12 protein-coding genes and 2 tRNA genes are annotated in these 12,478 nt (G+C 67.4%); 3 read left to right on the top strand and 11 right to left on the bottom strand.

Going from position 1 to position 12,478, the window contains the following annotated elements:
• The 5 genes from clpX to ACWCP2_RS21415 form a co-directional block, all read right to left on the bottom strand.
• The coding region (gene clpX, locus ACWCP2_RS21395) for an ATP-dependent Clp protease ATP-binding subunit ClpX (protein WP_450910169.1) at positions 1-1,368 on the bottom strand (1,368 nt) is incomplete at its 3' end.
• A 153-nt stretch (positions 1,369-1,521) separates the two neighbouring features.
• Complete coding sequence (locus tag ACWCP2_RS21400) at positions 1,522-2,172, bottom strand: ATP-dependent Clp protease proteolytic subunit (RefSeq protein ID WP_250739479.1); 651 nt, start codon at positions 2,170-2,172, stop codon at positions 1,522-1,524.
• A gap of 107 nt (positions 2,173-2,279) precedes the next feature.
• Positions 2,280-2,897, bottom strand: a complete 618-nt coding sequence (locus ACWCP2_RS21405) for an ATP-dependent Clp protease proteolytic subunit (protein ID WP_382971010.1) — start codon at positions 2,895-2,897, stop codon at positions 2,280-2,282.
• A gap of 342 nt (positions 2,898-3,239) precedes the next feature.
• Positions 3,240-4,634 carry a trigger factor gene (gene tig, locus ACWCP2_RS21410; protein WP_450910170.1) on the bottom strand — a complete coding sequence of 465 codons (1,395 nt, stop codon included), beginning with the start codon at positions 4,632-4,634 and terminating at the stop codon, positions 3,240-3,242.
• Between the two features lie 237 nt (positions 4,635-4,871).
• Positions 4,872-4,948 (bottom strand) — tRNA-Pro (locus ACWCP2_RS21415).
• Positions 4,949-5,148: 200 nt separating this feature from the next.
• Here ACWCP2_RS21415 and ACWCP2_RS21420 point away from each other — a divergent pair.
• Positions 5,149-5,219 (top strand) — tRNA-Gly (locus ACWCP2_RS21420).
• Between the two features lie 70 nt (positions 5,220-5,289).
• On the opposite strand, the gene ACWCP2_RS21425 is transcribed toward ACWCP2_RS21420, so the two are convergent.
• Complete coding sequence (locus ACWCP2_RS21425) at positions 5,290-5,694, bottom strand: tyrosine-type recombinase/integrase (protein ID WP_450910171.1); 405 nt, start codon at positions 5,692-5,694, stop codon at positions 5,290-5,292.
• A 480-nt stretch (positions 5,695-6,174) separates the two neighbouring features.
• Entirely contained in the window at positions 6,175-6,543 is a 369-nt protein-coding gene (locus ACWCP2_RS21430) for a hypothetical protein (protein ID WP_450910172.1), read from the bottom strand.
• A gap of 1,811 nt (positions 6,544-8,354) precedes the next feature.
• On the opposite strand from ACWCP2_RS21430, the gene ACWCP2_RS21435 reads away from it, so the two are divergent.
• Both ACWCP2_RS21435 and ACWCP2_RS21440 read left to right on the top strand, forming a co-directional pair.
• Positions 8,355-8,492 carry a hypothetical protein gene (locus ACWCP2_RS21435; protein ID WP_450910173.1) on the top strand — a complete coding sequence of 46 codons (138 nt, stop codon included), beginning with the start codon at positions 8,355-8,357 and terminating at the stop codon, positions 8,490-8,492.
• A gap of 173 nt (positions 8,493-8,665) precedes the next feature.
• Entirely contained in the window at positions 8,666-8,899 is a 234-nt protein-coding gene (locus tag ACWCP2_RS21440) for a hypothetical protein (RefSeq protein ID WP_450910174.1), read from the top strand.
• 175 nt (positions 8,900-9,074) lie between these two features.
• Here the strand turns inward: ACWCP2_RS21440 and ACWCP2_RS21445 are convergent, their stop codons facing one another.
• From ACWCP2_RS21445 to ACWCP2_RS21460, 4 genes are all read right to left on the bottom strand, one after another.
• Positions 9,075-9,845, bottom strand: a complete 771-nt coding sequence (locus ACWCP2_RS21445) for a hypothetical protein (protein WP_450910175.1) — start codon at positions 9,843-9,845, stop codon at positions 9,075-9,077.
• Positions 9,846-9,886: 41 nt separating this feature from the next.
• Positions 9,887-10,081 carry a hypothetical protein gene (locus tag ACWCP2_RS21450; RefSeq protein WP_250739483.1) on the bottom strand — a complete coding sequence of 65 codons (195 nt, stop codon included), beginning with the start codon at positions 10,079-10,081 and terminating at the stop codon, positions 9,887-9,889.
• A gap of 130 nt (positions 10,082-10,211) precedes the next feature.
• Positions 10,212-10,667 carry an HD domain-containing protein gene (locus ACWCP2_RS21455; protein ID WP_450910176.1) on the bottom strand — a complete coding sequence of 152 codons (456 nt, stop codon included), beginning with the start codon at positions 10,665-10,667 and terminating at the stop codon, positions 10,212-10,214.
• On the bottom strand, positions 10,664-12,097 hold the full coding sequence (locus ACWCP2_RS21460) for a pyridoxal phosphate-dependent decarboxylase family protein (protein ID WP_450910177.1): 1,434 nt from the start codon (positions 12,095-12,097) through the stop codon (positions 10,664-10,666). Before ACWCP2_RS21460 ends, ACWCP2_RS21455 begins: the two co-directional genes overlap by 4 nt.
• Between the last annotated feature and the right edge of the window lie 381 nt (positions 12,098-12,478).

A 12,478-nucleotide genomic window follows, 5' to 3' on the forward strand; every position in this document is an offset into this window, starting at 1 on the left:
ACTCCCCGACGGCCGGCACCTAGCCCACTTCGTCATCCGGCTGCGCCCGGTCGCCGTCGCCACGGCCGTCAACGCGGCCAACGAGGTGCTGCTGCCGTGCGGGCCCTGGTCCTTGGGGACGATCCGCGGGACCAGCGTCGGGTTGACGTTGGAGCGGACCACGTCCGAGGTGATGACCACGCGGGCCACGTCCTTGCGGGACGGGACCTCGTACATCACCGACATCAGGACCTCTTCCATGATGGCGCGCAGGCCGCGCGCGCCGGTCTGGCGGAGGATCGCCTGGTCGGCGATGGCCTCGAGGGCCTCGCGCTCGAAGTCCAGCTCGACGCCGTCGAGTTCGAACAGCCGCTGGTACTGCTTGACCAGCGCGTTGCGCGGCTCGATGAGGATCTGGAGCAGGGCCTCGCGGTCCAGGTTGTGCACGGAGGTGATGACGGGCAGACGGCCGATGAACTCGGGGATCATCCCGAACTTCACCAGGTCCTCCGGCATGACCTCCTGGAACTGGTTGCTCGCCTCGATCTCGCGCTTCGAGCGGATCGTCGCCCCGAAGCCGATGCCCTTGGCGCCGGCGCGGGATTCGATGATCCGCTCCAGGCCGGAGAAGGCGCCGCCCACGATGAACAGCACGTTCGTCGTGTCGATCTGGATGAACTCCTGGTGCGGGTGCTTGCGGCCGCCCTGCGGCGGGACCGAAGCGGTGGTGCCTTCCAGGATCTTCAGGAGGGCCTGCTGCACGCCCTCGCCGCTCACGTCGCGCGTGATCGACGGGTTCTCGCTCTTGCGGGCGACCTTGTCGATCTCGTCGATGTAGATGATCCCGGTTTCGGCCTTCTTGACGTCGTAGTCGGCCGCCTGGATCAGCTTGAGCAGGATGTTCTCGACGTCCTCGCCGACGTACCCGGCCTCCGTGAGCGCCGTCGCGTCCGCAATGGCGAACGGCACGTTCAGCATCCGGGCGAGCGTCTGGGCCAGCAGCGTCTTGCCCGAGCCCGTGGGGCCGAGCAGGAGGATGTTGGACTTCGCGAGCTCGATCGCGTCGTCACGGCCCGTCCCGCCGCCGTTCTCGCCGGCCTGGACGCGCTTGTAGTGGTTGTACACCGCGACGGAGAGCGCCTTCTTCGCCGGCTCCTGGCCGACGACGTAGCTCTCCAGGAACTCGTAGATCTCACGAGGCTTGGGGAGTTCCTCCCACCTGACCTCGGAGGTCTCGGCCAGCTCCTCTTCGATGATCTCGTTGCAGAGGTCGATGCACTCGTCGCAGATGTACACACCGGGTCCCGCGATGAGCTTCTTCACCTGCTTCTGGCTCTTTCCGCAGAACGAGCACTTGAGCAGGTCGCCGCCGTCACCGATGCGTGCCACGAGGTGCTTCCCCTTCGCCTGGGAGACGCCTGGTTCAGCGCTCCTGGTGCCTCATATCCGACGGTACCTTGCCGGGGGCCCCGTGCGGGGCCCCCTTGACGTGGTTCACATCGCCGAATCCGGCGATGTGCCCGCGCCAACTGGCGGCAAGGATCAGTTCGAAGTCTTACGGGTCGCCACGACCTGGTCGATCAGGCCGTACGCCAGAGCGTCCTGGGCCGTGAGGATCTTGTCGCGCTCGATGTCGTCGCGGATCTTCTCGATCGGGGTCGAGGAGTGCGTGGCCAGCATGGTCTCCAGCTGGTCGCGCATGCGCAGGATCTCGTTGGCCGCGATCTCCAGGTCGGAGAGCTGCTCACGGCCGGTGCCGCCCGAGGGCTGGTGGATCAGCACGCGGGCGTTCGGCAGCGCCATGCGCTTGCCGGGCGCGCCGGCGGCGAGCAGGACCGCGGCGGCGGAGGCCGCCTGGCCCATGCAGACCGTCGAGATGTCCGGCTTCACGAACTGCATCGTGTCGTAGATCGCCGTCAGCGCGGTGAAGGAGCCGCCGGGGCTGTTGATGTACAGGTAGATGTCGCGGTCCGGGTCCATCGACTCCAGGCACAGGAGCTGCGCCATGACGTCGTTGGCGGAGGCGTCGTCGATCTGCACGCCGAGGAAGATGATGCGCTCCTCGAAGAGCTTCGCGTACGGGTCGTACTCGCGGACGCCCTGCGAGGTGCGCTCCACGAAGCGCGGCACGACGTAGCGGTTGTCCACCGGCGCGCCGGTGTAGAGGCCGCTCGCGGGAGAAAGGTTGTTCATGTGCATCTGGGTGTTCACCGTCCTGGTGGCGTTCTGCGGGCTGAGGCTTGCCTGGTGCGGGCGGGCGCGGGGATCCCCGTACGGGACCCCCTGCGCCGGGGCCGGGATCAGGCCCCGGTGCCGCCGCCGCCCGGGACCAGCGACGCGGCGGAGATGATCTCGTCGATGAGGCCGTACTCCTTGGCCTCTTCCGCCGTGTACCAGCGGTCGCGGTCGCCGTCGCGGATGATCGTCTCCACGGTCTGGCCGGAGTGGTGCGCGGTGATCTCAGCCATGCGCTGCTTCGTGCGCAGCAGGTACTGGGCCTGGATCTTGATGTCCGAGGCGGTGCCACCGATACCGGCGGAACCCTGGTGCATCAGGATGTCGGTGTTCGGGAGGGCGAAGCGCTTGCCCGGGGTACCGCCGGTGAGCAGGAACTGGCCCATGGAGGCCGCCATGCCCATACCGATGGTGACCACGTCGTTCGGGATGTACTGCATGGTGTCGTAGACCGCCATGCCCGCCGTCACCGAGCCACCGGGGCTGTTGATGTACAGGTAGATGTCCTTCTCCGGCTCGGCGGCCAGGAGCAGGAGCTGCGCGGTGATCTTGTTGGCGATGTCGTCGTCGACCTGCTGGCCGAGGAAGATGATGCGCTCGCCGAGCAGCCGGTTGTAGACATGGTCGCCGAGGCCGCCACCGATGGACGGCTCACCCGCGGCGTAAGGCTTCAGATTCGTCACGTATCCACCTGCTCGTCTCCGACGGCCATGTGCCGTCTCAGCGTCTCGTTCTGGGGCGCGGACCTGCCGTGCGGACGATGTCCGCCGGCGTCGGGTACTCCCGTGCCCTCGTATTCATGGACCCTAACGCGCAGCTAGGACAACGCCATCCCGCTTCCCGAACTGTTCGCTCGGAGCGCAAGGTCAGGGGGCCGTCACGGAGGGCGTCGCGGGGCCCCTCGCGGGGCCATCGTGAAGCCGTCGTGAGGGGTCTGCGGCGGGAAGGCCGAAGGGCCCGGACGCGATGGCGTACGGGCCCTCCGGGCCGTGCTCTGGTGCTGCTGGCGGGGGTGAGCCCGGGTGTTACTTGGCCTCGTCGGCCGCGATCTCGCCGTCGGCCTCGACGACGTTCTCGACGGTCTCGGCGGCCGTCTCGAGCTCGTCCTCCTCGTCGGAGAGGTCGACGACCTCACCGTTGGTGTCGGTGACCTTGGCGGCCTCGACGACGGCCGCGAGGGCCTTGCCGCGGGCGACCTCGCCGACGAGCATCGGAACCTGGCCACCCTCGACGACGGCCTGGGCGAACTGGTCGGGGGACATGCCGGAGGAGGCGGCGCGACGCATGAGGTGCTCGGTGAGCTCCTCCTGGTTCACGTTCAGCTTCTCCTTGTTGACCAGCTCGTCGAGGACGAACTGGGTCTTGATGCCCTTGATCGCCTGCTCGGCGGTCTCGGCGTCGAACTCCTCGACCGTCTTGCCCTGGATCTCCAGGTACTTCTCGATGGTGAGGCCCATCTGGCCGAGCTGGTGGTGCTCCAGGTTGTGCTTGCGCGTCTGGACCTCGTCCGCGAGGAGCTTCTCGGGGATCGGGACCTCGACGAGCTCCAGCAGCTTCTCCAGGACGCGCTCCTGGGCCTGCGTGGCCTGGTCGTACTGCTTCATGTTCTCGAGGCGCTTGCGGCTGTCGGCCTTCAGCTCCTCGATGGTGTCGAACTCGCTGGCCAGGCCGGCGAACTCGTCGTCCAGCTCCGGCAGCTCACGGGCCTGGACCTTGGTGACCTTGACGGTGACCTCGGCGTCCTTGCCCTCGGCGGAGCCGCCCTTCAGCTGGGAGGTGAAGGTGGCCTCGCCACCGGCCTCCAGGCCCTTGACGGCCTCGTCGATGCCTTCGAGAAGCTCACCCGAGCCGATGGTGTAGGAGACGTCCTGGGCGACACCGTCCTCCAGCACCTCGCCGTCGACCTTGGCCTCGAGGTCGATGGTGACGACGTCGCCGTCCTCAGCCGCGCGCTCGACGTCCTTGGTGGTCGCGAAGCGGCCGCGCAGCTGCTCGACGGACTTCTCGACGTCCTCGTCCGAGACCTCGACGGCGTCCACGGTGACCTCGATGCCGGAGTAGTCCGGGATCTCGATCGCGGGACGGATGTCGACCTCGGCGGTGAAGGCCAGCAGCTCGCCGTCCTTCAGCTCCGTGATGTCGACCTCGGGCTGGCCCAGCGGGTTCAGGTCGGCCTCGTTGACGGCCTCGGTGTAGAACTTCGGGAGGGCGTCGTTGACGGCCTCCTCCAGCACCGCACCGCGGCCGAAGCGCTGGTCGATGACGCGGGCCGGGATCTTGCCCTTGCGGAAGCCCTTCACCGTGACCTGCTGGTTGATCTTCTTGTAGGCCGCGTCGAGGCTGTCCTTGAGCTCCTCGAAGGGCACCTCAACAGTGAGCCGAACCCGAGTCGGGTTCAGGGTCTCCACGGCGCTCTTCACGGTTCGGTCTCCTTGTGGCTGACTGCTGGGGGTCTCTGCTCATCGCCGCGGTCTAGCGGTTCTCAGCGGATCGGGCCCGGTACATCAGACACACGGGCACGCAGCTTGCATAGTAGCCGCAAGCGGCAATCAGCCCACAACGCGATCATCGACGCGGTCATTGGCGCGGTCACTGACGCGGTCTCGCAAGGACCCGAGGGACCCGCGCCCCACTCCTGCTACTCCTGCTACTCCTGCTGGTCGGGGTGGCCGGATTCGAACCGACGACCTTCCGCTCCCAAAGCGGACGCGCTACCAAGCTGCGCCACACCCCGTCGGTGCGACACGTAGGGTACATGCCCGAAGACCCTCCGCCGCGCGGAGTTTCAGCGAATGCGCCACCTTCTGCTCCGCGCACCGCCCTCACGACGTGGCCGCGGCCACACGCGGGCGCGAAATGCGGTGTGCGATCCCCCGCCGGAACCCGCTAGGATGCTCTTCGTGCCAAGGTCCCCGGACCTCGGGCGCGCATGCTGCGGGTGTAGCTCAATGGTAGAGCACTAGTCTTCCAAACTAGCTACGCGGGTTCGATTCCCGTCACCCGCTCAGAAGTACTGAAGGGCCAGGTCAGAGGATGTTTCCTCGATCTGGCCCTTCGTCGTTCCGGGGGCTGTGATCAGCTCGGCGTGCCCCCTGCGTGCCCCTTCCGCTGTGGATCTTCCTTCGTGCCCTTCACCGGCTTCCGCCCCTTCTTCACGAGCCCGCTCAGCGCGTCGGCGATGAGCCGGTCCCGGTCGGCGCTGGCGTGCTGGTAGATCAGCGCGGCGCGGGCGGTGCTGTGGCCCATGCGCGTCATCAACTCCCGCGTGCTGGCACCCGTTGACGCGGCGAGCGTGTTGCCCGTGTGCCGGAGATCATGGAAATGAAGCCCTTTCACTCCCGCTTCCCGACACGCCTTGTGCCAGAGCCGGTTGAAGTGATTCCGGCGCGGGGTGGCTCCCTTGGCCCCGACGAAGACACGCCCATCGGCGCCGGCCTCGGCGTACCGCTTCAGGTGCTCGTGGAGATCCGCGAGGATCACGCCGGGGATGGAGACCGTCCTCTTGCCCGCGGCACTCTTCGGCGCCTTGATCTCCCGTTGCTCAGCTCGGCGACGGCCCGCCGGACACGCACGGTGCGGTGCTCCAGGTCCAGGTCCCGCCGGTGGAAGCCGATCAGCTCACCCCAACGCAGACCAAGGGCACTTCCGCCGCCAAGGCGGCGTCGCGCGCCCGTCGCCCCGGGCCTGCGCTCCTGTCTGCGCCCCTCTCCAGCCCGGGACGCCGACCGCGCGCCAATGGCCAAGGACTTGATGGGCTGAATGAGCCCGGCCTGATCGGTGAGCCGTCCGTCAGGACTGACGCCTCCGGCGGGGGCGCTCAGACTCTGGGATGCGGGGGCCAGTGGTGCGCCCGCGGCTCTGTCGTGGTTCGGGGTGGGGGCTGCCATCCCGTCTGCCGTCGCCCCAGGGTAGTCCGTGGCTGATCAGCCCTTTTGGGCCGACCATGCCAGCCAACCACACCTACAGCCACAGGATGAGAATGGCAATTGCAACAATAAGCAGGAAGGGCCCTGCCACTGCCTTGCGGAGCTCCCGTTCACCCTTTCCGGGAAACATTGGATCATCGCCCACATCGGTAAATAGAACCGATGAGGCCTCCTTTCCAGAGAGAATGTCGGAGGCATCGCGCACGAGAGCAATCGCCTGCTTTACGTCGCCGTTAGCTTTAAGCATTTCGTTCATCTTTGAAAGCATCTGGGGAGAAGCGACGGCGAGCTGCCTGACTTGACGCTTGAGTTCCTTATCCACTTTGTCGTTGTTGATGATCGTCTGGAACACATTCCCGTTGTTCTCATGAATGTATTGATCAATGGCCGGTATTGCCGCCACGACCTACCTTCCCACAACTGGTATTACTCGCCAGCGAGGGTTCGCCATTGAGAGTGAGCTGGAAGCTAGAAGTGCACTCCCCTCCGGACTTCGACTGCCCCAAAGGCCCGGCCAGGATGAGCGCTACCAGGATTGCAGCAATGGCCGATACCGTTGCGACTCCAAGACGAGCGAAGGGATTGAAGGATTGGGCGACGGTCTTGAGGAGCGTTGGCCACTTGTGGGTGACCCATAGGACGAATGCCGCACCTACCAGCACGAAGAGCAGAATTCGATCCCGTACAAAGACCCCAACGTAGTCGTCCGACGTTAGCCTTACAGCCTGGCCTATGAACCAGCCGATAGCCGGCCAGACCTCCGGAAATTCTTCGCTGATGACACTGACCCCTATGGCTCCCACAAAAATTGCGAGTAGGAGCCCAAGGACCGTTTGCGCGACTGAGAGTAGCGCTCCCGTGTCAACTCTCGGGGACTTCACCGCTTGCGCTTACTTCCGTAATGATTGACCTGGGTAACATTTCCATCGTTGCGGCCGATTACCTGTCGGGCATTATTCGCGTTTATCGTCATGCCATCCGACGCGGGAGTCTGCGTTCGTCCCGTTTCAGTCACATCGCTTCGAATGGGCATATCCGGAGCGCCCGGAGGGAGTTCATCGACGGAAGTGGCTTCGATACCGCGCGATCGACTCCGGCGGACACCGGCGAGCCCGATGACACCAGTGCCGATCGTGGCACCCGCAGCGATGAGTGCAACTATAATTTCAGACATGAGTTTCCCCCCTGGAATTCACTGCGATTCCCTGACCCCGAGCACCCCGCTGCGACTCATATGCGGCTTACTTAAGCGTACAAAATTCTTTAAACCACAAAATTTTGGCACAGGGTGGCCGATCCGTCAGGAGAACGGCCAAGGTAGTGGCAGGTTGGCCAAAAATGGTCGGTGCCTCTGTCGACGGACGGCACGGGCCCAACTGTCTCTGACGCGCGAGGTCGAGCGGGAAGCTGTAGGCCCCAATGTGCCCGGCAGCTACCGACAGCACGACTGTTCTAGCGACAGGTGGCCTTTCGTGGACCGAGAAGGCTTGTCCCCCACCCATGGACCACTGACCGGCTCAGGCGCGCTAGGCGTACAGGGCGTCCGGAGCCGTTTTCCCACTCCAACAACAGTGAAGCCCCCAGAGACCCACTGGGGGCTTCACTGTTTTTGGAGGCAGCGTCGCTAGTCCGAGGCCGCCGGCTAGCGAGGACCTTCAGCACGATCTTCGCGGGCATAGGGGGCTGGCATCGCTAGGCGGTGGCCGCGGCTCGTTGCCACGCGGACCGCGTCCCTCAGCGCTCCGGTCAGGTCCGTTGCCAGGAGGCGGAGTTCATTAAAGTCCGCCTCCTCGTCCTTGAGGACATCAAGGGCGTGGCCCAGGAGTTCGGAGCCCAAACCTAGTCGCGCCGCCTCGGTGTTGTCGGCGAGGCGGGATAGGTAGCCGGTGTTGTCGTCGGAGCTCAATAAGCACGGCTTGCCGTCTGGGCCCGCCCAGGGCAAGAGTCGCAGCTCGTTGTGGGGTGTCATCGTTCCGCCCTCCTGGCTCCGGCTGTGTGGTGTGTGGTGTGTGGTGAAGACTGCATCGGCTCGGTCGCCAGGGAGTGCCAGGAGGGCCGCTTCGACCACGCGGCCGGTGGTGTCGGTTGCCGCGCGCGTGATCGAGAGGATGGCCAGGGTCGGGCTGATGCGAAGGATTGTTGCTTCGTCTGGAGTTGGGAGGGGCTCTACAGGTTTTCCTGAAGGAGATCGGCTGTCACGGCGTGGACGCGGTCATGGTTACCAAGCAGGTGGTCGGGTGCAGCCTCGCCGAGGCTCAGCGGATGTTCATCACCTCGCCCTGCCGGGCCGCAGAGCTCGCCTTCCACAACTCGTTCATGGAAGGCCTTGAGCGGTCTCAGGGCGACGTCTAGCCCGCCGGTCGACGTTCCCTGGGGTAGGTGTCCGCCGGGCCGCCAGGCACGCGTTCAGGCCGCCAGCCATGCTGCTGGCTTCCGTGAGGACCTATGTCTTGGCGACCCGGCGGAGAGTGGCAAACCTTAGTTCTCCGGGCTACTCGCGCCTTAAGGTCCCGGTGGGAGGTCAAATGGCAGGCAAGAACGACTGGCTGAACCACCCGCGTTGGATCCTGGTGTTCTTGGCACCGTTGCTGATCTTCGTGATCACAGAGGAAGACCCGGTCATGCGCGGCTTCCTGGCCGCCGGAATCCTCATGTGGGCGGTTCGCTACGGTCGCGAGTCGGTGAAGTGGCAGGCAAACAGAAGCCAGGCACGGCCGGCAACGCAGCCACCGCCGCAGCGGACCGAGGGTTATCTGTAGCGGAGCGGCCCTCGCGACGGGCTTCGGAGCCGTGTCTTCTGCGTGTCTGGTGGCGGAGTGATGCGCGGGGATTCGCGGGGAACGACGCTGTGGGGGCTGGGAAGCTACTGGTCAAGGTGGGGGCGGGTGCGCGATCTTCCAAACGAGCTACGCGGGTTCGATTCCCGTCACCCGCTCAGAGACCTAAAGGGCCAGGCCAGAACGTGTTTCCTCGACCTGGCTCTTCGTCGTTCCCCGGGGCTGCGATCAGCTCGGGGAAGGCCGGGGTGCCGGGTCCGGAGCTCGCTGCTCGGACGTCGGTGAAGATCCTGGCGAGCCCTGCCGCCGTCTCTTCTGCGGCCCGGGGACCGTTCGTCTCGAGCATGCGGCTGAGGGCGTCCCTGAATTCCGGAGTGGCGAGTTTCCCGACTGCGCTCTCCAGTCCGGGGAAGTCGGCGCCGTTCTCCACGCGAGCGTTGGACAGGATTTTCACCTGCTCCACGCAGACCGCCAGAGCCTCGAGCATCTCCTTGAACCGTCGCTGCGCTTCCTCGCCCGTCATGGCGGTTCTGTGGTCTTCGAGTGCAGCATCCGGAGTCGCAAGCTGTGCGGCGGCCGATCCGCCGTGGTCCTCCAGCGTTGCGGGCCGGGCCGGCTTCTCTCCCTTGGCCCAGGTCCTCTTGAGGCGTGAGAGCGCCTTCTCCTGCCACCAGTTCTCGACGCGGGGAGCAACCCTGGCGGTGACCTCGGCGGCGACTTCGACTGCCACCTTGGTGGCGAGATCCTTCAGCCAGTCCCGTCCGTCGTCATCGCCCTGGACCTTCAGGTCGTAGGCCATTGCGGACATCGTGCCGTCGGCCCGGCGCAGTCCCCCTGCGCTCAAGTTGTCGCCGGTGATGTCGTTTCCGGCCTTGTCGCGCTTGGGGATCTTGCCGACGACCGGGATGAAATCGTCTTCGTTTGCCACCGGGCGCCTCCATCGCCGAGCTGTGCGCGCTGGCGCCCCGCTCAGAGTTTGATGCCCGCGATGGTGTCCGCGAGGGAGTTCAGGAAGCGGTTGACGTCCGGGGCGATGGAGCTGGACGCGAGGAAGAAGCCGAAGAGGACCGCGACGATCGCGGGGCCGGCCTTGAGGTGGCCTCCGCGGACGAGCACCACCAGGATGATCGCCAACAGGACTACCACTGACAGCGAAATGGCCACTTCTGATCACACCTTCGGTCGTCCCCTGGTCGGCCCGGGGTGCGGCCGTGCGCACCCCCACATGGTCCATCCTCCCACCAACGCGCCCCGGCTATCCGTCTCGTGGCGAAGTGACGGAGATGCTTTTGCGTCAGGGGGCGGCGAGACCGAGGAGTGAGCGGACGTATGCGTACTTTGCGGACAGTCTGTCGCGGGTGGGGGCGTCGAGGACCGCGAGGCGGGCGGGGTCCGCGTTGTGGGCCAGGTCGGCTTCTTTGACGAGGAGGGCGCCGGGGGTGGCGAGGATGCGGGCCGTGTACGCCTCGACCGGTTCGCCGGGGCGTTTGGTGACGGCCAGGATCATGTCTTTGACGGATGAAGGGAGTTCGGCCGATTCCAGCCAGGCCGGGGTGAGGGCCTCGTCCTCGATCGCGTCGTGGAGCCAGGCCGCGGCCTGCTGTTCGGCGGTGCCGCCTCGGGTGCGTACGCCCTCGGCGACGGCGGCGAGGTGTTCGGCGTAGGGGCGGCCGGCCTTGTCCGTTTGGTCCTTGTGTGCGGCACGGGCGAGGGCCTCCACCTCGATGAGGGTGAGGGGACTGTTGCTCATCCGAGCTCCTTCGCTGCCGCGTGGAGGGCCTGCGTGATCCGGCCTACGTCTGCCTGTGTGGTGCGCCAGTTGGAGAACGCGGCGCGCAGGGCGGGGGTTCCCGCGTACGTGGTGGGGGTGACGAACACTTCGGGTCCGGCCGCTTCGCGCAGGGCCGTCAGGCGGGCCGGGGTGGGGGAATCGGTGAGGGTGAAGCAGACGACGTTCAGGCGGACGGGCGAGAGAAGCGTGAAGTAGGGGTTTTGCGCGAGGGATTCGCCCAGGGCGCGGGCGCAGGCGATGTCGCGTTCCACGATCTCGCGGTGGCCCTCGCGGCCGTAGGCGCGCAGGGTGAACCAGGCGGCGAGGGCGCGCAGTCGGTGGGAGTTCTCCGGGGTGAGGTGGACGAGGTCGGGGTCCTCGGACAGGGGGCCGAGGTAGGTGGCGGCGTTCTGGAAGACGCGGGCCTGGAGGTCGCGGCGGCGGGTGAACTGCACGGCGCTGTCGTAGGGGACGTTGAGCCACTTGTGGAGGTCGACGCAGACCGAGTCGGAGGCGTCGAGGCCGTCGGTGAGGTGGGCGTGGGCCGGAGAGAGCGCGGCGAACGCGCCGAAGGCGGCGTCCGTGTGCAGCCAGAAGTCGTGGCGTTCGCGGAGGGCTGCGATGGCGCGGAGGTCGTCGAAGTCCACGGTGTTGACGGTGCCGGCGTTGGCGACGACCACGGCGGGCCGGCCGGGCGTGTCCGCGAGGGCGCGGTCCAGGGCGGCCGGGTCCACGGCCTCGCGGCCGGGCAGGGTCGGTACGGGGACCAGCGCGGCGCGGCCGAGTCCGAGGAGGGACAGGGCCTTGGCGATGGAGGAGTGCGGGGCCCCGGAGAGGACGCGGACCGGGCCGAGCGCGGCGGCGCCTTCCTCGGCCGGGGAGACGCCGAGGCGTTCGCCGAGCCATTCGCGGGCGATGGCGAGGCCGGTGGTGTTGGACATGGTGGCGCCGCTGACGAAGGTGCCGGTGTGGGCGGTGGAGAGGTGGAAGAGGTCGCGGAGCCAGGTGATGGTTTCGCGTTCGAGGTCCTGGCCGCCGCCGTCCAGGGCGGAGTTGGAGTTCTGGTCGTGCGCGGCGGTGAGCCAGTCGCCCGCGAGGGCGGCGGGGGTGGCGCCGCCGGTGACGAAGCCGAGGTAGCGGGGGCCGGCGGAGGCCGACAGCCTCGGGGCCCAGCGCTCCGCGAAGGCCGCCAGGGCGGCTTGGGTGCCGGAGCCGTGCTCGGGGAGTGACGGGGCCGGCTCCGCCGGGTCTGGTCCCGGGACCTGGCCCTGGCCCTGGCCCTGATCCGGGCCCGGGCCCGGTACGACCGGACGCTCGTCGAGTGCTGCGAGGGTCGCGGCGGCGGCGTCGCGGGTGGCGTCGAGGAGCTCGGGGAGGCGGGCCAGGTCGGCGGCGAGGGTGCGGTCCATGGGGGCACGGTAGGGGGTGGCCGGGCGGCGGGGACCGGCCAATCGGGGGTGAGTGGCCCCCGGGGGCGGGTGGGCCGGGGCGGGCGGGGCGGGGCGGGGCGGGTGGTGCGTGCCGCTGTCGGGCCGCTGCGCGGCGGGGCTGGTTGCAGGGTGCTGCTGGCCGGGCCGGGCGATGCCGGTGCCCGGGGTCCGGGTCCGGGTCCGGGTCCGGCCGGGGCACGGTGACGCCTCGGCCGCCGGAGCGGGGCACCGTGTCCGTGTGCGGGTGGGGCGGCCCTGCGGGGCTGGTCCCCTACCCGCCCTTCCACCGTTCCCTGGGGCTCCGCCCCAGACCCCGCGCCTCAGACGCCGGCGAGGCTGGATGGGGGCGCCGTCAGCCCT

This window comes from Streptomyces sp. NPDC002104 (assembly GCF_053593795.1).